Origin of the sequence: Rhodococcus sp. ARC_M12 (genome assembly GCF_022810385.1) — a bacterium.
Taxonomy (GTDB): domain Bacteria; phylum Actinomycetota; class Actinomycetes; order Mycobacteriales; family Mycobacteriaceae; genus Rhodococcoides; species Rhodococcoides navarretei.
Genome location: NZ_JALGQI010000103.1, coordinates 1 through 255, shown reverse-complemented (window position 1 = coordinate 255; position 255 = coordinate 1). Strand labels below are relative to the sequence as shown.

Here is a 255-nt window from a genome sequence, read left to right as displayed (position 1 = left end):
CGCAGTAGGTCGCCAAACCAGGTACCGCGAGCTCGCCGGCCAATGACGCAGTGTTGATGATGTGTCCGGTGCGGCGCGGCAGCATGCGCTGAAGAGCCAGTTTGGTCCCGAAGATGACCCCCAGGACGTTGATCTCGACTTGCCGCCGGGTTACTGCATCGTCCTCTTCGTGGGCGTGGCCGGTAGGCATGATGCCCGCGTTGTTGATCAGGATGTCGAGGGGTCCGAGTTCACGTTCGACCAGGTCCAGAAACG

General features: G+C 62.0%; 1 protein-coding gene. It reads right to left on the bottom strand.

The window, feature by feature from the left end:
* A partial coding sequence (locus MTX35_RS25535; protein WP_243597497.1) for an SDR family NAD(P)-dependent oxidoreductase occupies window positions 1-255 on the bottom strand: 255 nt, incomplete at both ends.